We start from the raw sequence: 21011 nt of genomic DNA on the forward strand, positions 1-21011 counted from the left end.
TTGGGCCTATTCGTTGATCTGGAAGCGGAAGGCATCGGACACCGCGATCGCGACGATGAGCTCGCGAACGTCGAGGTCGCTGCCGGTGAAGGCCTCGCGCACGTGCTCGAGCGTGCACTCGTCGACCTCCGCGGTCAGCCGGCGCGCGCCGTACTGGAACCACTGCTCGGCCACGCAGTCGTGCACCTGCGGCGACTCGGCGAGCGCTCGGGCCAGGTCGACCGCGCCCTCGAACGCCCCGAGCCCCTCGGCGCCCTTGACCTCGCCCTGCACCGGGATCGGCTCGCCATCGGGTCCCTCGGGCTCGAACGCGCCGATCGGCGTGTAGGCATCGAGGCCCACCCCGATGGGATCCATCATCGTGTGGCAACCCGAGCACTCGGGGTTCTCGAGGCGGTTGGGGTCGTTGACCTCCATGGTCTCGGCCCCGGGCGGCGGCGGCGGCAGCACCTGGCACAGCAGGCGCTCGCGCACGAACTTGCCGCGAAAGACCCAGGAGCTCTCGGCCGCGTGCGCGGTGCTGGTGAGGAAGCTGGCGTGGGTCAGCAGGCCCGCGCGCTCGTCATCGGGCAGCTCCACCTGGCCAAAGCCGTCGGCATCCACGTCGGTGGGTGCTTGCACCCCGTAGAGATCGGCCAGCGACTCGTCGGCCATCGTCCATGGCGCGGTGAGCAGGGTTCGCAGCGAGCCGTCGCCGTGGCGGATCACCGCGTCGGCAAAGCGCAGCGTCTCCTGCTCCATGCTCTCGCCCAGCGAGGGATTCCACTCGGGGAACAGCGCGGCGTCCTTGACCCGATCCGGCAGCCCCTGGAGGTGCAGCCACTGCTCGTGAAAGCTGGCGATCGCGTCGGCGGCCCGCTCGTGCTCGAGCATGCGCCGCACCTGCGCCTCGATGCCCGCCCTGTCGCTCAGCTCTCCCGCCTCGGCCGCGTCGAGCAAGACGTCGTCGGGCATGGAGGCCCACACGAAGTAGGACAGGCGCGAGGCCAGCACCGGCCCGGTCAGCGCAGCGACCTCGCCGGGCTCGGTGCCCTGGCTGATCGGCTCGACATGATAGAGGAAGAGCGGCGACATCAGCATTGCGTGGATCACCACCGCCACGCCCTCGGTGGCTCCCCACTCGGCTGCGGCGTCGTGATAGACCGCGAGGTAGTCGGTGCGCTCGGCCTCGGTCAGCGAGCGGCGGAACGCCCGCCGACCGAAGCTGGCCACGAAGCCCTCCACGCAGCCCGCCTCGGCCGCGTCACAGCCCACCACCGCGTCCCAGCGCTCGCTCACCGCGGTCTTGGCGAGATCCTCGGCCGCTGCCATGTACTCGTTGAGCGGGTTCTCGGACAGCGGAGCGATCGAGTTGGCGGCAAAGCCCCCGAGCTCCTCGTCGGGCGAGAACCGTCGAGCCGGGCGGGTGGTGTCGCCCAGTAGATCGCGCACCGTGTTGTCGTACTCGAGCCGGGTCAGCCGCCGCATGGGGCTCTGGGCCGGGGTGGGCTCGCCGCACTGGGCCTGCTCGCCCTCCGGCTCGTCGTCGGCGGCCGGCTCCCCGTCCTGATCGGCGGTATCGTTCGGATCCGCGCCAGGGTCATCGCCATCGAAGCCCTGAACGCCGGAATAGCACCCGCCCAGGGCGAGCAGGGCGCACAGCGCGAGCGCGGAGCGGTCGTTCGTCGTCATCGCGCCCGTAGTTGCACGAGGGCGCGGCTCGTCTGGGGCGATCTTCGAAAAAGTGCAGGGGGTCGTTTCTGCTACCGTTGGGGGCATCATGCGGGGGTTTGGAGCGATCGCGGTCGTCCTTGGCTGGGCGTGCATCCCTGCCGGCCAGTTCGAGTGCGAGCAGAGCGCGCAGTGCTCCCGCTTCGGCGACGGCGTCTGCCAACCCGACGGCCGCTGCAGCTACCCCGACGACACCTGCCCCTCGGGCCAGCGCTACAGCGACTTCGCCGGCTCGGCCGCGGGCGTGTGCGTGCCCGAGGACGCGACCGACACCGGCACCACCGGCTCGGGCACCAGCTCGACCACCACCGAGCCAGGCACGGGCTCGACCTCGACCTCGACCAGCGCCGACGGTTCCTCGAGCGACTCGGGCCCGATCCCCGGCTCCTGCGACGGCATCGACTGCTCCGGCCAGGGCACCTGCGTGGTCGTCGACGACCAGGCCACCTGCGCCTGCGAGCCCGGCTACTACTCGGTGGGCCAGTCGTGCGAGGAGGACCCCTGCGGGTCGACGACCTGCTACTTCGTCGACGCCACGGAGGGCGACGACGCCAACGACGGCAGCCGAGAGCAGCCCTGGCAGACCATCGCGCGGCTCGAGGCTGCGCTGGCCCAGGCCACGCCGGGCGATCACTACCTGCTCCGCCGCGGTCGCGAGTGGGCCGACCAGCTCGACGTGCGCAACGTGAGCGGCTCGCTCGATGCTCCGGTGGTCGTGGGCGCCTACGGTGCGTTCGAGGACGGCGCCCCCGCTCTGCATCCGGGCGCGGTGCGAGTGTACGACGCCGAGCACGTGGTGGTGCGCGACCTCTACGTCGAGGACGACGCCGCCATGGTCGGCAATCGCCCCTGCATCATGATCGAGGCCAGCACCCACGTGGTGGTGCTCCACAACACCCTCACCCGCTGCGCCACCCGCGGCATCCGGGTACACGACGAGGCGGCCTACACCGTGATCGCCGACAACGTGATCATCGACGTGGAGCCCCAGACCGCGATCTTCGTGGCCGATGTCGACTGGGAGCCGCCCGCCAGCGTGGGGGCGCACCACTGGATCATCGACAACGTGGTCATGGGGATTCCCGGGATCGGGATCATGGTCAAGTCCGACGACATCACCGCCGACGTGAAGGTGGCCGGCAACGTGGTGGCCGACGTGGATGGTGCGGGCATCACCATCGATTCCCGGGGCTTCGTGTGGGCGGTGGCCAACGTGGTCGCGCGGGCCGGCGACGAGGCGGGGGCCAGCGGCGGCGCCATGATGTTCGCGGCCGAGGGACCCGTCAGCGGCAACGTGCTGATGCACAGCCGCTATGGTCTCGAGCTGCGCAGTACGGCCACGGCACACCACAACACCATCGTGCACGAGGGTAGCGGCGGGGCGCTGGTGGTGTCGAGCAACTCGCAGGGCGCCACGATCGGCGACCACCTCGTGCTCGCCCGCGGAGGCGCTCCGTGGGTACGGATGCTCGGCGATGACCTGGCCGACGACGTGTCCGCGATGGATCTCGACTGGTTTGCCACCGACGGCGAGCCGTGCGTGCTGCAGACGATGGGCATGGACCTCGACCTGCCCGGCTTCGTGGCGGCCACCGGTCTCGAGGCCAACGCCACGTGCGCCGAGGTCCCGGGCTTTGGTGCGGTGCCCACCGGGGTGCTGCCGTCGGAGTGGGACGCCGCGTTCTGGGAGACGCTCACACCCGACCCGAGCTGGGAGCGCTGCGACGCGCCCGCTGGCGCCCGCGGCTGCGATGGCGCGGCGCTCGGTCGGGAGATCGAGGCGATCCCCGACTACTTCGAGAACGATGGGTTGGGCTGGGAAGGGCCGCTGCTGGTGCGCCAGCGCTACGGCGCCGACCCCTGACACTGTGCGCAAATCACGCGATCGAATTCACCGCAATCGATTCTCCGGCTCGGGTTACCGCCCCCGCGATGAACGAGCCCGCTCTCTCCCTCGACGCTTTGCACACGTTCTCGCCCGCCGGACAATCGCTTCACGAGGTGGGGTTGGAGACCGAGCCCGACGAGCACGAGGCCGAGCGCGCCTCGAACGTGGACACCCTGGGGGCCCAGGACGGCGTGGTGGCGGCCAGCCTCGACGATCGCCTGCTGCATCGCGACCTCAAGGCGCGGATCTTCGGCTCCGATGGCCGGGTGACGATCGGCAAGTACGAGGTGCTGCGACGGATCGGCCGCGGTGGCATGGGCACCGTCTACGTGGCGCACGACCCCGAGCTCGATCGCAAGGTGGCGCTCAAGGTGCTGCGGGCCGATCGCACGCGCGGCCGCGAGCGCATGCTGCAGGAGGCTCGGGCGCTGGCCAAGCTGTCGCATCCCAACGTGGTGGCGGTGCACGAGGTGGGCCTTCACGACGACGACCGCGTGTTCGTGGCCATGGAGTACGTCGAGGGCAAGACCCTGCGGGCGTGGCTCGAGGCCGGCCCCGCTCGCACCGCGCTCTACGATGTGTTCGTGCAGGCCGCCCGCGGATTGCAAGCGGCCCACCGTGCCGGTCTGGTGCACCGCGACTTCAAGCCCGAGAACGTGCTCATCGGTGACGATGGTCGCGTGCGCGTGGTCGACTTCGGGGTGGCCAAGACCTCCGACTCGCTCGATCCCGAGGTGCGCTCGGATGGCGCGGCGGGCTCGGCCCAGGCCGACGAGCGGACCCACCAGGCGAGCCTCACCCTCACCGGACAGCTGCTGGGTACGCCCGCGTACATGGCCCCCGAGCAATTCATGGGGGCCTCGGTCGACGCGCGCACCGACGTGTTCGCGTTCTGCGTGGCGCTCTACGAGGCGCTGGCCGGGCGGCGGCCGTTCGATGGCGACGATGCGGCCTCGGTGTCGGCGGCGGTGCTCACCGGTCGGCCGCATGCGCTCGGGGCGAGCGACGTGCCTTCGGCCCTCGCGACGCTGATCCAGCAGGGCCTGTCGCGCGAGCCCGCCGAGCGGCCCGAGTCGCTCGACGCCCTCATCCGCGCGCTGGAGTCCACCCGCGCGCTCGTGCCCGCGCCCGTGCGGGCACCCAAGCGACGGGCTCGCGCGATCGTGGCGGGCGCGATGGCGGCCGGGCTCGGCGCGGGCTTGTTCGTGATGTCGGCCGGCACGACCGAGCACGAAACGACCTCCGCCGCCGCCGCGAGCGGCCCGATGGTGTGGGTCTCCAAGGACGTGGTCGACGAGCGCGTGCTCGCGGGGGCGGCCGAGGCCACGACCGAGGCCGAGGCCGAGGCGTTCGCGGCGATCCTCGCGGCCGCCGATGACGATGCGCGGCTGGCCGCCGCCGAGGTGTTCCTCGAGCGCTTTGGTGAGCATGGCTCCGAGGTGCACCGCGCCGTCGCCCACTCGGCGGCGGGCGACGTGCAGTGGCGTCGCTCGTGCACCGATCCGCGTGCCACCCATGACCTGTGCATCGTCGAGCAGCCGGTGGCCGCCTCGGACGAGCCGTGCTCGACGCCCACCCGCGGTCGGATCGAACGCATCGAGCGCGCGCATGCGCAGGCCAATGCCGCGCAGCAGAACCTACGGGCGGCCACGACCCTGGGCGGGGTGGCCCCGCCCAACGACGAGCAGACCCGCGCCGCGTTCGTCGACGCGATCGCCCGCGCGCAGGTCCAGCTCGCCGACGCGGAGCTCGAGGGCTTGCTGACGCTCGAGGTGCCCGCGGAGATCGACTTCACCCAGGCCAAGGCCCTGTCGGAGACCGCGTTCAAGCTGTTCTATACGCAGCTGACCACCGACGGCGCGCGCCTTCTGCAGTCGTATGCCGCGGTGAAGAAGATGGGCGACCACCGATGGACGCTGGTGGCCGCCGCCCGCAGCGGCATGGTGAGCGAGACCGCCTCCAATGCGCTCGCTCGCACTCCCGCCCCGGCCGGCCTGAGCGCCGAGCAGCGCACGGCCTACTGCGGGGCGCTCGACTCGTTCGCGGCCGAGCCCCGCAACATGGCCCGGGCCACCTATGCCTACTGCGTGCAGAAGGGCGCCGAGCATGGGCTGGAGGGGGAGCCGATCGTCGGGTTCTGCCGCGAGCGGCTGGCGCTGTACCCCGAGCCGAAGTGAGAGGGGTGATCGCGTGGGTCCTCGCGGCCTAGCCTATCCGAGGCTGCGGGGCGACTTGGAGGCGACGAGCGTGGATCGATGCATCGACGCCGCGACACGCTCGCATCAGGGCGTACGGGACATGGGCGCGACACCGGTGTCGTAGGCCGCCGCCCCTCCCATCGCCTCCACGCCGCTGATCTCGGCCTCCGGGCGGTTGGCACCATGCGTGCATCGTGGGCCGGCCATGGCTTGGCTTCGCTCCTCGTTCCTCCTGCCCTTCCTGCCTCTGCTGTTGCTCGGCGCCTGCGATCCCGAGGTCGAGGGTCCAGACGACGACATGGACGAGGAACTGACGGAGAACCCGGGCGTGGCCGGCCCGCCCGTCGGTCCTGGTCCCGGCTCGCCCGACGACCCCGCCTCGCCGCCGAAAACCAAGCCCGACGCAGCTCAGGTCTGCGACCTGAACCACTGGGGCGGCTACGAGTGCACCACCCAGGATGGCCAGCCCGGCGTCGAGTACTGCATCGTGGTCGATGGCGAGGAGTTCTACACACCGTGCTCGACCACTCCACCCGAGTGCGAGCCCGGCGACGGCTATGACATGGGCTGCGTCGGTTCGATCTGCTACTGGGATGGCGAGGCGTTCCACGAGTACTCGTGGTCCGAGCCCGACTGCAACACCCCGCTGGTGGTGAGCCTCGACGGTGCCCCGGTGGAGCTGTCGCCCGCCTCGGCCATGTCGTTCGACCTCTCGACCGACGGCACCTGCATGAGCACCGACTGGCCCACTGCCCCCTGGCTGGCCCTCGATCGCGACGGCGATGGCTTCATCCGCGACGGCAGCGAGCTGTTCGGCAGCGCCACGCCGATGTCCGCCGGTGGGTACGCCGAGCACGGGTTCGAGGCCCTCGCCGAGCTCGACACCAATCGCGACGGTCGCATCACCGCCGCCGACCAGCGCTTCGGCGAGCTGGTGCTGTGGAGCGACCTCGACGGCGATCGCCTCGGTGCCCATGCCGAGCTGCGCCCGCTCCGCGAGACCACGGTCGAGGCCATCGACCTCGGCTTTCGGCGCCAGGCCACCTGTGACGACCGGGGCAACTGCGGCTACGAGCGCGCCACGATCGAGCTGCGCACGCAGAGCGGCGCGCTCGCGGTGGGCGAGGTGGTGGACCTGCACCTGACGTGCTGGTAGGCGCTCGCGCCCGCGGCACCGAGCTCGCGGCCCTGCTGCCGTTCCCCACCAGAGGGCTGCGAGCCTCTGCTATCGTGGCCCGGTGACGGCCGCCACCGACGACGAGCTGCTCGCCGCCTGGCGAGCCGGCGATCGCCGGGCGGGTGAGCAGCTGTTCGACCGGCACTTCAAGGCGCTGACCCGGTTCTTCCGCAACAAGGTGGGGCCGGGCGGCGACGGCCTCGACGACCTCATCCAGCAGACGGTGCTCGGGCTGCTCGAGGCAACGGGCGGCCCCGGCGACCGGCACGAACGCTTCCGCGGCGAGGGCAGCTTTCGCAGCTTCGTGTTCGGCGTGGCCTACAACGTGCTGCGCAACCACTACCGCCGGGTCCGTCGCGACGAGGAGCGGCTGGACTTCGGGGTCACCTCGATCTTCGAGCTCGCGGCCGGCCCGGTCGAGGTGCTGGCCGACCAGCACGAGCAGCGACTATTGTTACAGGGACTTCGCAAGATCCCCGTCGAGCACCAGGTGCTGCTCGAGCTGTACTTCTGGGAGCCGCTGCCGGCCCCCGAGATCGCCGCGATCCTCGGCGTTCCCGAGGGTACGGTGCGCACCCGCATCCGCCGGGCCAAGGCCCTGCTCGAGGCGGAGGTGGGGCGGCTGTCGGCCGACCCCCGGCTGGTGCAGAGCACCCTGTCCAACCTCGAGGACTGGGCCCGCTCGGTGCGGGACGGCGCAGCGGGCTGACCGCACCCCGCGCGAGCCCGCTGGGCGTGGGCATCCCGTGACGGGCGATTCTTCGCGCCCGGCCCCGTGATGGTGCACCATCATGCCCGATGCGCGAAGCCGACAGGCGTCCCCGGGTCCTCAGCGTGGTGCTCGCCGGTGGCGAGGGCAAGCGGCTGATGCCGCTGACCCGCGATCGCGCCAAGCCGGCGGTCCCGTTCGGCGGACAGTACCGCCTCATCGACTTCCCGCTCTCGAACCTGGCCAACGGCGGCTACCGCCGCATCGTGGTGCTCACGCAGTACAAGAGCCACTCGCTCGACGTGCACCTGGCCCGTACCTGGCGTCTGTCGGCGTTCCTGGGCAACTACGTGACCTCGGTGCCGGCCCAGATGCGCAAGGGTCCCACGTGGTTCCGCGGCTCGGCCGACGCGCTCTACCAGAACCTCAACCTCATCGACGACGAGCGACCCGAGTACGTGTTCGTGTTCGGGGCCGACCACGTCTATCGCATGGATCCCCGGCAGATGCTCGACCACCACATCGAGTCGGGCGCGGGGCTGACGATTGCGGCCATCCGCATGCCCCGGGATCAGTGCGACCAGTTCGGGGTGATCGAGCGCGGCGAGGGCAGCAAGGTGGCTGCCTTCAAGGAGAAGCCGGCCAGCACCCCGGGCCTGCCCGAGGCGCCCGACATGATGCTCGCCTCCATGGGCAACTACGTGTTCACCACCAGGGTGCTGCTCGAAGCGCTGCATCGCGATGCCTCGGACGAGGGCAGCCGACACGACATCGGCGGCAACCTGATCCCCGCCCTCGTGGAGCAGGGCGAGGCCCATGTCTACGACTTCAACACCAACGAGGTTCCCGGCGAGGCGCCGCCCAAGCACTACTGGCGGGACGTGGGGACCATCGATGCCTACCACGAGGCCAACATGGACCTCGTGGCGCCGTTGCCCGAGTTCGACCTCTACAACGAGCGCTGGCCGATCCACACCATGGTGCGCGCGATGCCGCCGCCCAAGATCGTGGCCATCGGCAAGTACGGGGCGGGACACGTGGCCGACACCATCCTGGCCAACGGGGTGATCTTGAGCGGCGCCACCGTGCATCGCTCGGTGCTGTCCACCGGGGTGCGCGTGGGGGGCGGAGCCACCGTGGAGGACTCGATCCTGCTCGACGACGTCGACGTGGGCGAGGGGGCGATCGTGCGCCGAGCCATCATCGACAAGGGCGTACGAATTCCCGCCAACGCCACCGTGGGCATCGACCACGACGCCGATCGTGCGCGCGGCTTCATCGTGAGCGAGGGCGGGGTGGTGGCGCTGGGCAAGAAGCAGAAGCTCCCCGAGGGTTGAGCCGCTCGTCGGAATAGCGCGCACCCGGTCTGGCGTACGGCCCCCGTGCGGGCCTACGCCACCCTTCAGGCGCCCGACGGGGCGCTCCACGAGCTCGTGCACGGCGACCTCGTGGGTCGGCTGTGGTCGGCCGCCATGCCGCTCGACGACGCGCGCGTCAGCGAGGCGCACGCGATGGTCAGCCTGCGCGAGGGCGAGCTGCGGCTCATCGCGCTGCGCGGCGGTCTGGCGCTGCGCGGGCGGCCGGTCAACGAGGTGGTACTGCGACCCGGAGTGGAGATCGTGCTCGCCCGCGGGCTCTCGATCGAGGTCGTGGGCGTGCACCTGCCGGGCTTCGTGCTCGGGCTCGAGGGGCCCTCGCTGCCCCGGCAGGCCCTGCCTCCGGTGGCCTCGATCGACGCGAGCGCAGGGCTGCGGCTGCAGGCGGGTCATGTCGAGCACGCGGCGGCGTGGGTCTGGAGCACCGGGGCATCGTGGCGCTTGCGCGTGGAAGGCCGACCGCCGCGCTCGCTCGAGCCCGGTGACCAGCTCGAGCTGGCCGGGCACTGGGTGCGCGCGGTGGCGATCCCGCTCGATGCGGCCGGTCAGTCGCCGACCCGCGCCGGAGGAGGCGTCGAAGCGCCGCTACGGCTCCTCGCCAACTTCGACACCGTGCACGTGCACCGAGAGGGCGCGGCCGTGCTGGTGCTGGGGGGCGTGCATGCCCGCATCATCTCCGAGCTGGTTGCGCTGGGTGGGCCCGCCCACTGGACGGTGCTCGCCGGGTTGCTGTGGCCCGACGATGCTCCGGCCAACGGCGTACGCTCGCGCTTCGACGTGACGCTGTCGCGCCTGCGACGCAAGCTCAAGGACGCACGCGTGCGGGCCGACCTGGTGCACACCGACGGCGCCGGACAGGTCGAGCTGCTGCTCTATCCGTACGACGTGGTCGAAGACCGAACCTGACCGTGATCGAGGACGTGCCGCATCCGCGTAGCGGGGCGTCGCTGGGGCTGGTCTCGGAGTCCGGCGATGCCGGGGATCCGGGGGATCCGGTCGACGAGCGCACTTCGTTCGAACTCTCCGAGCCGCTGCGCTACGCCGATGGAGGCCTGCTCGGCCGCGGGGGCATGGGCGAGATCCGCTCGGCCCACGATCGCCGGCTCGGACGCACCGTTGCGATCAAGACTCCGGTGGGGTGCGATCGCTCCGCGGAGCGGCAGCTGGTGGCCGAGGCGACCCTCACCGCGGGTCTGGCCCACCCGGGCATCGTGGCGATCCACGACGCGGGCATCACGGCCGACGGCCGACCCTTCTACACCATGCCGATCGTGCAGGGGCGGTCCCTGGCCGAGGCGCTGGGCGAGCGGCCCCGGCTGACCGAGCGCCTGCGCCTGGTCCGACACTTCCTCGATGCGTGCGAGGCCATCGCCTACGCGCACAGCCAGGGGCTGCTGCACCGCGATCTCAAGCCGGGCAACATCCTGGTGGGTCGCTTCGGCGAGACGCTGGTGGTCGACTGGGGCCTGGCCGGGCCCGCGGGCGTGGCTCCGCCCGGGGTGGTGGGCACGCCGGGCTACATGCCGCCCGAGCAGGCGCGGCGCGAGGTGCTGGAGCCCTCGGCCGATGTGTACGCGCTCGGGGTCACGCTGCGAGAGCTGGTGACCGGAGCTCGTCACGGTCGCCCCGGGCCGGGCGTGCCCTCCGAGCTGTGGGCGATCGTGGTGCGCGCCACCCAGCCCTTGCCCGCCGATCGCTACCCCGACGGTCACGCCCTGGCCGAGGACGTGGAGGCGTGGTTCGAGGGGCGGCGGGTGGCTGCTCATCGCTACGGCGTGCGCGAGCTGGTGATGCGGATCTGGGCGGCGCATCGCGTGCCGCTGGTGATCGCCGTGCTGGCGATCGTGGGCATCGGGGTGGCGATCGGCGTGGGGGTGCGGCGCACGGCGGCCGAGCATGCGCGCGCCCAGCAGTCCGAGCGCGTCGCCCTGGCGGCGCTCGACCGCGCCGAGCACGGCCTCGCGCGGGTCGAGGTCGCGCAGGCCCTGGGGGCCATGGAGCAGGGCATCGGGTCGCACGCCGAGCTGCTCGCGGCCGGGGCGCTGACCCACGGCCCCTCGGTCACGGCGCGCGGCGTGCTGGCGCGCTTCGATCCCACGGTGCGGCCTCGGCTGGTGGGGCGCAGGGACATGCCGCCGTGCGACCGGGTGGTGGTGTCCAGCAGCAGCGATCGGATCGCATGTGCACGCAACGGTGAGATCCGCGTGGCTGGCCCCGGGGCGGCATGGGATGCGGTCGAACCCCTCGCGATCCGCGGCGAGCCGCTGGCATTGCTGGACGATGGCGCCGCGCTGGTCGATGCCGGCAAGGACCTCGCGATGATCGACCCCCGGCGTCCCGGGGGTCGAGAGGTGCTCCGGGTCGAGAGCTCGCACCCCAAGCAGATCCTCGCGAGCGAGCACGGTGGGGTGGCATGGGTGGTCGGTACGGCCGAGCATTGGGTCGACGTCGAGCGGCGGAGGGTCGAGGTCACCGAGCACTGTCGCACTCGGGGGCACGTGGCTCCCGGGGCGATCGGAGCCCGCAGCGACGGCTCGCGCGTGATCGCATGCCACGATGGCGGGATGCTCCTGTGGAGCCCGCGGCACGGGTTTCGCGAGCTCCCGGGCGTGCCCGCCTCGCTGGGGGGACCGCTGCTGCTGGCGCTCTCGAGCCCCCACCAGCGCTTCGTGGCGGTGGCATCCACGGGGGGCCACGCGGTCGTGCTCGACCTCGAGCAGGAGCGGATCGTGCGAGTGCTCGAGACCAACGCCAGCACGCCCCACGACCTCGCGCTCACCGCGACGCGCGTGGCCCTCTCGGATGGTCGCGGCAGCGTGCACGTGTGGGAGCTGGCCAGCGGGGCTCCCGTGGTTGGTCTGGCCGCGCGGGGCGTGCGGGTGCGGTGGCTCGACGGGGGGCACTCGCTGCGGCTGATCGGATCGACGATCGAGGACTGGGAGCTGCCGACGCAGCCGGTCCGCCCGCACGTGCGGTCCACCGGTCAGGGCATCTCGGCGCTCTCGTTGTCACCCGATGGTCGCACCATCCTCACCGCGCACGGCGATGGTCGCGTGCGGCTGGCCGGGGTCGAGCACGGTGAGACCCAGGCCGAGCTGGCCCTGCACTGGAGCGTGGTCAAGGACGTGGAGATCGCCCCCGATGGTCGGCATGCGGTGGCCGTGTGTGCGCAGGACGAGCTGGTGCACCTGCTCGACCTCGACGCGCTCGCTTCGTCCTCCACGCTGGCGGGGAGCCCCGGGCTGCGCGTGGCGTGGCTGCGGGAGCAATCGCTGCGGCTCGCCCCCTACCGGGGGGGCATCGTGGCCTGGCACCACGGGGTGGCCCAGCACAGTCCCGCACCCGACCTGCGGATCCGGGCGATCGACATGGAGAGCGATCCCGATCGGGGCGGGGCCACCGTGCTCGCGGCCGACGGTCGGATCTTGCGACTACCCGCGGGCCCCGACGAGCCCGCTCGGACGATCGTGCAGCGCCCCGATGCGGTGGCGGTGGCGGGCAGCGACCAGCTCGTGGTGGTCGCCAGTCGGTCCGGCCTGGAGGTGATCGACGCCGAAGGACGCTCGCGCCACGCAGCCGTGCCCGAGGGCTCGATCACCGAGCTCGCGCTCGCGCCCCACGGGCGTCACGTCGCAGTGGGCCACCACGACGGCAGCCTCTCGGTGTGGTCCACCGTCACCCTCGAGCCACTTGCGGCGCTGCGAGGGCACAGCAGCCGCGTCTCGGCCCTCGCGTTCGATGGCGCTGGCCAGTGGCTCGTGAGCGGGAGCTGGGACGGCGACGTGCGCCAGTGGTCGATGGTCGCGCTCGAGCGCCCCGCCGCCGAGCTGCTCGCCGAGGCCGAGCACGCGTGGGGGACGACCCTCGACGCGCTGCTGCGGTCCCAGGCCGGCGAGGCAGGGAGCCCGTGAGGGGTCGATGGAGCGGGCCACCACCATGTTCCCGGGCCGCGCCCACGAGGTCCGCATCCGAGGCGGGCGCGAGCGAGGCTCACCCGTGGCTCTCGATGCGCGCGAGCACTCGCAGGTGCTGAACCGCCGCGCGCAGCTGCAGGTCGTCGCCCGCCGCCCGTACCGCCTCGGACTCGTCCACGCGGGGCGGGCTGTCGCGATCGAAGTCCTCGGGCCGAAGGTGCCCCGGGGTCTGGCGCTCCGAGGGCAGCTCGGGTCGACTGTCGCGGTTGGGCATCGCGGCCGTGCCCACCTCGGGGGACACCGCGCCCACGTAGACGTCGGGGGTGATCCCGCTGGCCTGGATCAGCCGATCGGCCGGGGTGTAGTAGAGCGCGGTGGTGATCTTGAGCAGGCTGCCGTCGTCGAGCTCGTAGGGCGCCTGTACCGAGCCCTTGCCGTAGCTGCGCTCGCCCACGATCACCGCGCGGCGGTGGTCCTGCAGCGCGCCGGCGACGATCTCCGAGGCGCTGGCCGAGCCCTTGTTGATGAGCACCGCCAGCGGCAGGTCGCGCTCGGTGCCGGCTCGGGTGGCGCGGCTCTCGTCGAGCACCAGCCCCTGGCGGCCACGGGTGCGCACGATGATGCCCTTGTCGACGAACAGATCGACGATCCGCACCGCCTCGTCGAGCAGGCCGCCGCCGTTGTCGCGTAGGTCGATCACCACGCCCTGCAGCTCGCCCTCGCCCGATCCGGACTTCGACTGGGTGCGCAGGGCGGCGATCCCATCGGCCAGCTCGCGGGCCGAGTCCTCGGTGAAGTCGCGCAGGCGCAGCACGCCGATGCCCTCGCCGAGATAGTCCACCTCGACCGCAGGAGGATCGATGATGGCGCGGGTCAGCTCGATCGTGCGTAGCAGCCCGCGCTCGGGGTCCTCGATCGTCACCGAGATCTTGGTGCCCGGCTTGCCGCGGATCTTCACGATCGCCTGCTCGAGGTCGCCGAAGTCGGCGATGGGCTGGCCCGCGATGCGAACGACGCGGTGCCCCACCTTCACTCCGGCGAGGTCCGACGGACTGCTCGGGATCACGTCGCGGACCTCGAGGAAGCGATCGCCGTCGTCCTTGCGCCCGAGCACCACCACCATGCCCACTCCGCCGAACGTGCCCTCGATGTCCTCGCGCAAGAGCTTGGCCTCGCGCGGGGGCAGGAACTGGGTGTGCGGATCGAGCTGGCTCATCATGCCCTCGAGCGCGGCGTAGATGAGCTGCTGGTCGTCCACAGGGCGCACGTAGTACTGCTCGACCACCGCGAGCGCGCGCGCGAACACGTCGAGCTTCTGGTAGCGCGAGTAGGTCTTGGGCGGGGCGCCGGCCGGGGCGGCCTCGGTCGGCAGGCTGGCACCAATGCCGATGCCCGCGCCGAGCCCGAGGCCCAGGTAGGCGAGCGCGAGGGCCAGGGAGGGCAGGCGAGGACGGAGGCGGGAGCGCATGCGGGCGGCAGTCTAGCAGCCTGGGGTCGGCGCCGTGGTCACCCGACCGCCCCCGTGGTGCGCCAGCGCCCTTGCGCGGCGGAGGGCACTTCTTCGACCGCGTCGTGATCAGCCGGCTCGCCCGCGGCAACCCCCAGATCGTGCGCGCCCCCAGTCCCGATCGCGAGGGTCGGGCTCACGAGCGCTCCACCCTTTCACGTCTCCCAACGAAACGACGGAACACACCATGAAGATCGAACACACGAATGCTCGTAGGACGAGCCGACGCCTGCTGACCTGCGGCCTCGGGCTGGCGATGATCGCGGCCATGACCGCGGGCGCCCCGGAGGTGGAGGCCCGCGGGGTCACTCCACTCGACGGCAAGGCCTGGTGGCACAGCGACGCCGATTGCTTCATCAACAACTGGAGCATGCTCGAGAACCAGTGCAACACGCCCCGCAAGTGGCTTTTCGATGCGCCGATCGACACCAGCGGCAACGTGCACAACAACCTCAGCATCTACGGCCGCGGCACGGGCACGAGCGTGGTCAAGTGCTGGATCGTCAGCACCACCGATACCGGCGTCCTCCACATGAGCGTCTATGGCGAGCGGGGGCAGGCGACCTACGGAGCCCTGGCCCTGAACCAGTATGAGATCTCGATTCCAGCCCACGGCAACCTGCACGTGGACTGCGATCTGCCCGCGTTCACCGGCGGTACGAAGGGCGGGATCTCGGCCTTCCACTACGACCAATGACGCCAGACCAGGCGCTCCTCGATGGACGCACCGCTCGGCCGCGCGAGGCGGCCGAGCGGTGTGCTCCTTGCTGCTCCCCAAGGAATCGATTCCCATGACCACCAAGACGACCACGATCTCCCTGGCGCTACTGGGGCTCACCTGCCTCGGCTCGATCACCTGGCTGGCGCTGCACGGCGACGCGGGCACGCACGGTGCACGGCCGCAGGTCTCGACCGCGGAGACTCGCTCGCAAGCTCGCCCCATGCCTTCGCCCACCCGCTCGTCGGGAATCCGGTCGGCGCCGCTCGATCCACCGCGCTGGGTCGAGCGCCCGCGCCACGACGACGACGCGGAGCCGGCCGAGCCCGTCGAGCCGCCCGAACCACCCGAGCCCGGATCGCACGACGAGGCGGCGGCGATCGAGCGGGTCACCACGCATGTGGCCGACGCCTTCACCAACGAGCCCATCGATGGCCGGTGGGCCTCGGCGGCCGCGGTCGAGATCGAGCGCGTGACGCTCGCGATGCTCCCCGAGGGCTCGGCGATCGAGGAGGTGGCCTGTCGCAACTCGATGTGCCGTCTGACGAGCGTGCTGCGCGACGAGGACGCCTACCGCGAGCTCACCCACGCACTCGCGCGCTCCGAGACCTGTCATGTGTGCCTGTACGTCGAGGACGGCTCGGAGCCCGACGGCCGCCCGCGCATGGTGGTGTACCTCGCCCGCGAGGGCACGGCGCTCCCGCTGCCCGAGGCGTAGCCGACTCGACCGACTCGAGCACGAGTGGCGCGGCCGGTCGGTATGGTCTCCAGTGGCTCTGGCGCCGGACCTCGATGGCTCACCGCATCGAGCTTGCGCTCGGCGCCCGCACGCGCGACCGTGCACCTCGTCCATGCCGCGTTGGTTCAACATCGCCGGTCCTTGCAATGCCGAGCGCCACTACATGCTCCCGGTGATGCGACGCCTGCCCAAGGTACGGCGGCTCATCGACCAAGAGAGCTACTTCGTGCTCCACGCGCCGCGGCAGGTGGGCAAGACCACCGCGCTGTTGACCCTCGCCCACGAGCTCACGTCCGAGGGTCGCTACGTCGCCGTGCTGCTCTCGATGGAGGTGGGAGCGGGATTCCTCGACGACACGGGCGCCGCAGAGCTGGCGATCTTGGACGCCTGGCGAGGCCGGGCCCAATCGCGGCTACCCGGAGATCTCCAGCCTCCCCCATGGCCCGACACCTCGCCTGGCCGCCGCATCGCGAGTGCGCTGCAGGCCTGGGCTCGTGCGGCGCCGCGCCCACTCGTGGTCTTCCTCGACGAGATCGACGCTCTACAGGGCCCGCTCCTCGTCTCGGTCCTTCGCCAGCTCCGCGACGGCTATCCCGATCACCCCCACGACTTCCCCCATGCGCTCGCGCTCGTTGGGCTCCGCGACGTCCGCGACTACAAGCTCGATCCTTCCGATGGATCGTCGCACAGCGCCAGCCCCTTCAACATCAAGGATGCCTCGCTGACGCTCCGCAACTTCACGGCCGACGAGGTCGCCGAGCTCTATGCCCAGCACACCGAGGAGACCGGTCAGGCCTTCTCTCCCGAGGCCGTTGGTCGCGCCTTCGAGCTCACCGACGGACAGCCGTGGCTCGTCAACGCGCTGGCCAAGGAGATCGTGGAAGAGCTCGTGCCCGATCCCTTGCAGACGATCACCGAGCTTCACGTCGATGCGGCCAAGGACGTGCTGATCCGCCGCCAGGATACGCACCTCGACAGCTTGGCCGAGCGCCTCCGCGAGCCGCGGGTCCGCCAGGTGATCGAGCCGATCCTCGCGGGCACGGCGCTCGGTCTCATGCCCGAGGATGATCTGCGCTACGTGCAGGACCTCGGCCTCGTGCGGCACTCCGAGGGGGGCGGCCTGGTGGTCGCCAACCCGATCTACCGCGAGGTGATCCCCAACGCCCTCGCCAGCATCGCGATCGCGTCGCTCCCCCAGATCCGAACCACGTGGCTCGGCCCCGACGGGAAACTCGACGAGGACCGCTTGCTGGCCGCATTCCTCGGGTTCTGGCGACAGCACGCCGAGCCCTTGTTCGGCGCCGCTCCCTACCACGAGGTTGCCCCCCACTTGGTCCTGTTGGCATTCCTCCACCGCGTGGTGAACGGCGGTGGCAGCATCGAGCGCGAGTATGCGATCGGCTCGGGCCGCATGGACCTCTTGGTTCGTCACCATGATCGGACCCTCGCCGTCGAGCTCAAGGTTTGGCGCAAGGGCCGGCCCGATCCGTTGCCCACCGGGCTCGAGCAGCTCGACCGCTACCTCGCCGGTCTTGGGCTGGACCATGGGTGGCTGGTGATCTTCGACCGCCGCTCGGACGTGGCGCTCGCCGAGCGCACGAACGCGGAGACCAGGACGAGCCCCGGGGGGCGCAGAGTGGTCGTCGTACGAGCGTGAGGGTCGCGATCACCCCAGCGGGGTAGGAACTCGCACGCTTGGCATACTCCCGCGCCATGAACCCCGACGTGCCCTTGCCCACCACCACGAGCCTTCGCATGCGTCGGTTCGGTCCGGGTGATCTTCCCGCGATGGTCGCGTACCGCTCGAACCCCGACGTTGCGCGCTACCAGTCGTGGACCGAGGACTGGTCGATGGCCGACGCGGAAGAATTCCTGCGCAACGACCAGGCACACGCGCTCGGCACCCCCGGCACGTGGACGCAGATCGCCCTGGAGGAGCGGGGCAGCGGTGTGCTGGTGGGCGACCTGGCGCTTCACTTCGTCGCCGCCCAGCCCGACACGGTGGAGCTCGGCGTCACGCTCGCGCCCGCCCACCAGGGCCGGGGCCTGGCCACCGAGGCGCTGCGCGCCATGATCGCGTGGCTGTTCGAGCACCACGGCACGCACCGCGTGCTCGCCCAGGCCGACGCCCGCAACGTCGCCGTCCGCGGCCTGCTGCAGCGCGTGGGCATGCGTCAGGAGGCCGAGCTGCGCGAGGCCGACTTCTGGAAGGGCGAGTGGACCACGCTGTGCATCTACGCGGTGCTCGCCCGTGAGTGGTCGGCCGGGGCGACGTAGGCGAGATCCGCGGCCCTCGCCCTACCGCGACTTCCGCGGCCTGCTACCCTCGGGGGGCCCCGTGGACATCCAGCTTCGCATGGTGCAGGCGGCCGTCGAGGCGCAGCTGTTCGGCAAGCCGACCCACCCCGTGTCGGTGGGTCGCTACACCGTGCTCGGCCCGATCGGCTCGGGGGGCATGGGCAGTGTGATGCGGGCCTTCGACCCCGAGCTGCAGCGCGAGGTGGCGCTCAAGCTCCTGCGGGCCGAGCGCATGGGCGACGCGAGTACCCGGGCGCGGCTCGTGCAGGAGGCCCGCGCCATGGCCCGCCTGTCGCACCCCAACGTGGCCATGGTGTTCGAGGTCGGCGAGGCCGACGGGCACCTGTTCGTGGCGATGGAGCTCATCGATGGCCGCGATCTTCGGGCCTGGCTCGACGAGGCGCCGCCGCGGCCCTGGCGAGACGTCCTCGGGCTGTTCGAACAGGCGGGTCGCGGTCTGGCGGCCGCCCATGCCAAGGGGCTCATCCATCGCGACTTCAAGCCCGAGAACGTGGTGGTCGACGCCGAGGGCCGCGCGCGGGTGGTCGACTTCGGGCTCGCGCGCGAGCAGGCCGATGGTGCGGCGACCACCGAGGACGGCTCGGAGCCAGCGCCACCCGTCGCATTGCCCCCGGGGCGGCTCGACACCGCGACCCCCGCCAGCCTCACGGCCACGGGCACGCTGCTGGGTACGCCCGCGTACATGTCGCCCGAGCAGTGGCTCGGCCACGCGGTCGATGCTCGCAGCGATCAGTTCAGCTTCTGCGTGTCGCTTTGGGAGGCGCTCCTGGGCGAGCGCCCGTTCCCCGGTGAGGACGCGAGCTCGCTGATGAAGGCGGTCACCAGCGGACGCGTGGCCGACTCCAAGGCCGGCGCGGTCCCGGGAAGGATCCTCCGAGCGCTGCGGCGCGGCCTGTCCGTCGATCCCGAGCAGCGCTGGCCCGACATGGACGCCCTGCTCGCCGCCCTGCGCCCGCGCGCCCGCGGGAGTGTGCTCGTGGGCGGCGTGGTGGTGGTCGCGCTGGCCGGCACCGTGGCGATGGCGATGCGCGTGGAGGGCTCGCCCGGCGACGAGTGCAGCCACGAAGCCGAGCGCCTGGCCGACGTGTGGGACGAGCCCGCTCGCGAGGCCTCGGGCCGGGGTGTGCACGCGACCGCGCTGCCCTACGCCGACGACGTGTGGAACGCCCTCGCGCCACGACTCGATGCCTATGCCGACGAGTGGGTCGAAGCCGCTCAACAAAGCTGCATCGGTGCGCTGGTCTCGACCGAAGCGGCGACGGCCCGTCGCGCTCGCCAGCAGCGCTGTCTCGAGGACGCTCGCACCGCGCTCGACCTGCTCGCCGACGGACTGGTCACGGCCGACGAGGCCACCGTGGTCGATGCCGCCCATGCCGCCACGCGCCTGCCCGATCTCGGCGCGTGCGCCGACGATCGCCGCCTGATGGCGTGGCCCACCGATGATTCCCCCGAGCGCGAGGCGGCGGTGACCCGAGCTCGCCGGGCGCTCGCCCGGGCCCGGCGGTCGCTGGCGGTGCTCGACACCTCCGAGGGCAATGATCACTACGACGCCGAGCTCGCGGCGGGTCGAGACGCGGCCACCGAGGCCCAGCAAGCCGCGAGGGAGGCCGGCCATCGCTCGCTGGAGGCCGAGGCCGCGCTTGCGCAGGGGCGGCTGCTGCTCAAGGCAGGGGAGAAGCCCGCCGCCGAGCAGGCGCTGCTGGTGGCGATGGAGGGTGCCGAGTCGTCGGGCGACGAGCTGACCCGATTGCGCGCACGCATCTACCAGGTCTACGTGCTGGGCACCGATCGCGATCGCACCGATCAGGCCATTCGCCTGGGCGAGCAGTCGCTGGCCCAGCTCGACGGCCTGGGCCCGCGGCCGCTGCTGCGCGCGCGCCTGCTGGGCAACATGGCCACCGCGGTCGCCCGCGCCCGCCGGCCCGACCACGAGCGCGCGCTGGCCCTGCACCACGAGGCCATCACCCTGCTCGAGCAGGAGCTGGGCGAGCACCATCCCCACCTCATCACCGCGCGCCTCAACCTCGGCCGCGCGCTGTCCTATGCGCGCCGCTACGAGGACTCCGAGGCCCAGCTGCGCCTCGCCCTCGCGCGCGCCCAGGAGGTATGGGGCGACGATCATCCGCACACCGCACGGATCTTGGGAACGCTGGGGCTCACCCTCGGCTCGCTCGGGCGCTACGACGAGGCCGAGCAGGCCCTGCGCCGCTCGCTGGAGGCCCGCGAGCGCATCCTGGGCCCCGAGCACCAGGAGGTGGCCAGCGCGCTCTACAACCTCGGCACCGTTCTGCGGCGTGCCGATCGCCACGACGAGGCGGTGGTGGTGCTGCGCCGCGGCCTGGCCATTCGGCGGCGCCGGGCCGATCCCGACGAGGACGGTCTGATGCCGTGGCTCTACGCGCTCGGAGACTCGGAGATCACCCGGGGCAACGCCGCGGCCGGCCGCGAGGTGCTCACCGAGGCCCTCGCCCTGGCCGAGTCCGATGGGGCCTCGCCGTTCGACTTTGCCCGCGTGCGCTTCGGGCTCGCACAGGCCACCGCGGCCGAGGATCCCACCGCCGCTCGCGTGATGGCCCGGGCCGCCCGCGACTCGTTCGAGAGCCACGGACACACCGAGCGCGCGGCTCGGGTCGACGCGTTCCTGAAGCGCCTGGAGAGCGGACGCGAGGCGGAGGATCTCGTACGCGAAAGTCCCGCCCCGAGCTTCCCGCCCTCGCCGTGAGGCCACGGCGATCGAGGTCCGGTCGCAGGTCGGG

Annotated in this window: 15 protein-coding genes; 12 read left to right on the forward strand and 3 right to left on the reverse strand. The window is 71.8% G+C overall.

Annotated features, from left to right (window positions below; translation table 11 throughout):
* Positions 1-6: 6 nt before the first annotated feature.
* Positions 7-1671, reverse strand: a complete 1665-nt coding sequence (locus OEB96_RS11280) for a DUF1592 domain-containing protein (protein WP_266215564.1) — start codon at positions 1669-1671, stop codon at positions 7-9.
* Positions 1672-1759: 88 nt separating this feature from the next.
* Between OEB96_RS11280 and OEB96_RS11285 the strand changes: the two genes are divergently transcribed.
* Complete coding sequence (locus tag OEB96_RS11285; protein ID WP_266215565.1) at positions 1760-3574, forward strand: right-handed parallel beta-helix repeat-containing protein; 1815 nt, start codon at positions 1760-1762, stop codon at positions 3572-3574.
* Positions 3575-3642: 68 nt separating this feature from the next.
* Positions 3643-5775: a serine/threonine-protein kinase gene (locus OEB96_RS11290; RefSeq protein ID WP_266215566.1), complete on the forward strand. Its 2133-nt coding sequence runs from the start codon at positions 3643-3645 to the stop codon at positions 5773-5775.
* A 105-nt stretch (positions 5776-5880) separates the two neighbouring features.
* Here the strand turns inward: OEB96_RS11290 and OEB96_RS11295 are convergent, their stop codons facing one another.
* Positions 5881-6003, reverse strand: a complete 123-nt coding sequence (locus tag OEB96_RS11295) for a hypothetical protein (protein ID WP_266215567.1) — start codon at positions 6001-6003, stop codon at positions 5881-5883.
* Between OEB96_RS11295 and OEB96_RS11300 the strand changes: the two genes are divergently transcribed.
* The 5 genes from OEB96_RS11300 to OEB96_RS11320 all read left to right on the forward strand — a co-directional run bounded on the left by OEB96_RS11300 (position 6002) and on the right by OEB96_RS11320 (position 12969).
* Positions 6002-6952, forward strand: a complete 951-nt coding sequence (locus OEB96_RS11300) for an EF-hand domain-containing protein (RefSeq protein ID WP_266215568.1) — start codon at positions 6002-6004, stop codon at positions 6950-6952. The genes OEB96_RS11295 and OEB96_RS11300 overlap by 2 nt on opposite strands.
* Before the next feature lie 82 nt (positions 6953-7034).
* Positions 7035-7682, forward strand: coding sequence for an RNA polymerase sigma factor (locus tag OEB96_RS11305; protein ID WP_266215569.1), 648 nt, complete (start codon positions 7035-7037; stop codon positions 7680-7682).
* 89 nt (positions 7683-7771) lie between these two features.
* On the forward strand, positions 7772-9019 hold the full coding sequence (gene glgC, locus OEB96_RS11310) for a glucose-1-phosphate adenylyltransferase (RefSeq protein WP_266215570.1): 1248 nt from the start codon (positions 7772-7774) through the stop codon (positions 9017-9019).
* 45 nt (positions 9020-9064) lie between these two features.
* Positions 9065-9964 (forward strand): FHA domain-containing protein, encoded by a 900-nt coding sequence (locus OEB96_RS11315; RefSeq protein ID WP_266215571.1) that lies wholly within the window; start codon positions 9065-9067, stop codon positions 9962-9964.
* A 2-nt stretch (positions 9965-9966) separates the two neighbouring features.
* Positions 9967-12969 (forward strand): WD40 repeat domain-containing serine/threonine protein kinase, encoded by a 3003-nt coding sequence (locus OEB96_RS11320; RefSeq protein ID WP_266215572.1) that lies wholly within the window; start codon positions 9967-9969, stop codon positions 12967-12969.
* Positions 12970-13048: 79 nt separating this feature from the next.
* Here the strand turns inward: OEB96_RS11320 and OEB96_RS11325 are convergent, their stop codons facing one another.
* Entirely contained in the window at positions 13049-14440 is a 1392-nt protein-coding gene (locus tag OEB96_RS11325) for a S41 family peptidase (RefSeq protein WP_266215573.1), read from the reverse strand.
* 226 nt (positions 14441-14666) lie between these two features.
* Between OEB96_RS11325 and OEB96_RS11330 the strand changes: the two genes are divergently transcribed.
* The 5 genes from OEB96_RS11330 to OEB96_RS11350 all read left to right on the forward strand — a co-directional run bounded on the left by OEB96_RS11330 (position 14667) and on the right by OEB96_RS11350 (position 20977).
* Positions 14667-15176, forward strand: a complete 510-nt coding sequence (locus OEB96_RS11330; RefSeq protein ID WP_266215574.1) for a hypothetical protein — start codon at positions 14667-14669, stop codon at positions 15174-15176.
* 94 nt (positions 15177-15270) lie between these two features.
* On the forward strand, positions 15271-15915 hold the full coding sequence (locus OEB96_RS11335; protein ID WP_266215575.1) for a hypothetical protein: 645 nt from the start codon (positions 15271-15273) through the stop codon (positions 15913-15915).
* Positions 15916-16048: 133 nt separating this feature from the next.
* Positions 16049-17593: an ATP-binding protein gene (locus tag OEB96_RS11340; RefSeq protein WP_266215576.1), complete on the forward strand. Its 1545-nt coding sequence runs from the start codon at positions 16049-16051 to the stop codon at positions 17591-17593.
* Between the two features lie 56 nt (positions 17594-17649).
* The gene (locus OEB96_RS11345) at positions 17650-18213 is read left to right on the forward strand and encodes a GNAT family N-acetyltransferase (RefSeq protein WP_266215577.1); all 564 of its coding nucleotides are present in this window, start codon (positions 17650-17652) and stop codon (positions 18211-18213) included.
* A gap of 61 nt (positions 18214-18274) precedes the next feature.
* Positions 18275-20977: a serine/threonine-protein kinase gene (locus tag OEB96_RS11350; protein ID WP_266215578.1), complete on the forward strand. Its 2703-nt coding sequence runs from the start codon at positions 18275-18277 to the stop codon at positions 20975-20977.
* Positions 20978-21011: the final 34 nt, after the last annotated feature.

This window comes from Paraliomyxa miuraensis, assembly GCF_026337845.1.
GTDB classification, from domain to species: domain Bacteria; phylum Myxococcota_A; class Polyangia; order Nannocystales; family Nannocystaceae; genus Paraliomyxa; species Paraliomyxa miuraensis.

Bases quoted from the DNA above. Each gene is read 5' to 3' on its own strand.
- OEB96_RS11340 (WP_266215576.1), top strand. From the start codon at position 16,049: ATGCCGCGTTGGTTCAACATCGCCGGTCCTTGCAATGCCGAGCGCCAC.
- OEB96_RS11330 (WP_266215574.1), top strand. From the start codon at position 14,667: ATGAAGATCGAACACACGAATGCTCGTAGGACGAGCCGACGCCTGCTG.
- OEB96_RS11290 (WP_266215566.1), top strand. From the start codon at position 3,643: ATGAACGAGCCCGCTCTCTCCCTCGACGCTTTGCACACGTTCTCGCCC.
- OEB96_RS11300 (WP_266215568.1), top strand. From the start codon at position 6,002: ATGGCTTGGCTTCGCTCCTCGTTCCTCCTGCCCTTCCTGCCTCTGCTG.
- OEB96_RS11345 (WP_266215577.1), top strand. From the start codon at position 17,650: ATGAACCCCGACGTGCCCTTGCCCACCACCACGAGCCTTCGCATGCGT.
- glgC (WP_266215570.1), top strand. From the start codon at position 7,772: ATGCGCGAAGCCGACAGGCGTCCCCGGGTCCTCAGCGTGGTGCTCGCC.
- OEB96_RS11335 (WP_266215575.1), top strand. From the start codon at position 15,271: ATGACCACCAAGACGACCACGATCTCCCTGGCGCTACTGGGGCTCACC.
- OEB96_RS11285 (WP_266215565.1), top strand. From the start codon at position 1,760: ATGCGGGGGTTTGGAGCGATCGCGGTCGTCCTTGGCTGGGCGTGCATC.
- OEB96_RS11280 (WP_266215564.1), bottom strand. From the start codon at position 1,671: ATGACGACGAACGACCGCTCCGCGCTCGCGCTGTGCGCCCTGCTCGCC.
- OEB96_RS11295 (WP_266215567.1), bottom strand. From the start codon at position 6,003: ATGGCCGGCCCACGATGCACGCATGGTGCCAACCGCCCGGAGGCCGAG.
- OEB96_RS11325 (WP_266215573.1), bottom strand. From the start codon at position 14,440: ATGCGCTCCCGCCTCCGTCCTCGCCTGCCCTCCCTGGCCCTCGCGCTC.